The organism is Azospirillum sp. UFLA03-27 (genome assembly GCF_059803775.1).
On the sequence record NZ_JAUQTX010000462.1, the window covers coordinates 1 to 2,128 of the forward strand.

The 2,128-nt window shown below is 65.8% G+C and carries 2 protein-coding genes; one reads left to right on the forward strand and one right to left on the reverse strand.

Annotated features, from left to right (window positions below):
* The coding region (locus tag Q4I23_RS32330; RefSeq protein WP_498528954.1) for a GAF domain-containing protein at positions 1-764 on the reverse strand (764 nt) is incomplete at its 3' end.
* 240 nt (positions 765-1,004) lie between these two features.
* On the opposite strand from Q4I23_RS32330, the gene hmpA reads away from it, so the two are divergent.
* On the forward strand, positions 1,005-2,128 hold a 1,124-nt coding region (hmpA, locus tag Q4I23_RS32335; protein WP_498528955.1), incomplete at its 3' end, for an NO-inducible flavohemoprotein.

The window sequence follows — 2,128 nt, forward strand, 5'->3', positions numbered from 1 at the left end:
ACCAAGTCCTGCACGCCATCCATCAGTCGCTTCACCACGCCCAGGCAGTGCTTCATCGTCGACACGTAGATTTCCCCGCGGGCTGTGACCCGGGACGACAGGGCGTGGGTGGCGAGGGTCAGGGCATGGACCGGTTGGCGCAGGTCATGGTTCAACGTCGCAAGGAGCCGGGTGCGCGCCGCGTTGGCCCGCGCCAGTTCCTTGGCCTGTGTCCGTGCGGCTTCGGCCGTCTCCTGCAACGATTCAAGCAGGCGGACGTTGGACAGCGCTAGGGCCGCCGATCGGGCGATCGCCAGCAGGAGGGTGACGGTGCCCGTGTCGGGCGTGTGCCGCGTCGCCCAATACGCACCAATGGCGGCGATGGGCTCGGGCGCGCCGACCGGCACCATGACAAGGCTCCGCACGAAGGTGGGGCGATAGGCTTCGTGTGGGATGCGTGGATCGGCGTAGATGTCCGGAATGACCGCCGGTTGTCCGGTCAGCATAGCCCAGCCGGAGATGCACGTGCCCATGGGGAACCGCTGCCCCTTCCACAGCGGACTGATCGCGTCCTCCTCGACGTAATGGCACAGGTCGCCGTCGCGCAGCACGATGGTGACGCCGTCGGCGCCGGTCAGGCGGCGGGCCGCCGTCCGCAGGACGGAGACCACGGTCGGCAGGTCACGGGCAAAGAACAGGCGTTCGTTGAGATCGACGATCGCGGTCAGATGGTCGGCGTCGCGCAGGGCGGACGGTTGCAGGGCATCGGTGTCGGCAGCGGGCATCAGCCACGGTTCCCAGGCGGTTCGTCACGCCAACAATCCTTGGCATGAAGAAGCGTACGCGCGCTTCGTACCCCGAAATATAGCGCATGGACGCCGCTTCCGCAGCAGGAACTCCAGCGCCGTTGACGGCCTGTGCTTGGGCAATCGTAACCATTTGAGGTCGGTCCGGTTCCGGGGAAATTGTCGGAACCGGTTGAATTGGCGAAGGGTTGAATCGCCATGACAGCACGGAGGCAATCCATGGCGGAGGCTCTCAGCAACCGAACCATCGACATCGTCAAGGCCACGGTTCCCGCTCTGGAGAAAGGCGGTACCGCGGTCACCGACCGCATGTATCAGCGATTGTTCCGCACCCCGGAAATCCGTGACCTGTTCAATCAATCTCATCATGGCGAGACCGGGTCGCAGTCCAAGGCGCTGACGGCGGCGATCATCGCCTATGGCCGCAACATCGACAACCTGGGTGTGCTGGCTTCGCGGGTGGAGCGGATCACGCAGAAGCATGTCGGGCTGAACATCCTGCCCGAACATTACCCCTATGTCGCCGATGCCTTGCTGGGCGCAATCAAGGACGTGCTGGGCGACGCCGCGACCGACGAGGTCCTCGACGCCTGGGGTGAGGCCTATTGGTTTCTGGCGGACGTGCTCAAAGCACGGGAGGCCAGCGTCTACGCCGGGCTCGCCGCAGCGCCGGGCGGATGGAACGGCTGGCGCGACTTCACGGTGGAGAGCGTGACGCCGGAGAGCGACATCATCCGCTCCTTCATCCTGGTTCCAGCAGACGGGCGCGGTGTGATCCGCCACCGCCCCGGTCAGTATCTGACCTTCGCGTTGGATGTGCCGGGAGCCGGTGCGCTGAAGCGCAACTATTCCATCTCCTCCGCTCCGGATTCCCGGTCCTACCGCATCAGCGTCAAGCGGGAGGTGGGCTCGGGCAGGCCGGCGGGTCTGGCCTCCAACTGGCTGCACGATCACGCCAAGCCGGGCACAACGCTGAAGGTGGCGCCCCCGGCCGGCGAATTCTTCCTCGACGAGGCGTCCGCCGGGCCGGTCGTGCTGCTGAGCGGTGGGGTCGGGCTGACCCCGATGATGAGCATGCTGGAGACCATTGCCGGTTCCGGCGGTGGCCGGCCGACATGGTACATTCACGGCGCCGAGAACGGCCGCGTCCACGCGATGCGCGATCATTCCCGGGCCCTCGCCGCTCAAGCTCGCAACATCACGCTGCGCACCTATTACAACGCCCCTGAGCCGGCCGACGTTCAGGGGCGCGACTACGATGAACAGGGTTTCATCAGCATGGATTGGATCGTCGCCAACACGCCGACGCAGGAGGCGGCCTACTATCTGTGTGGCCCTCGACC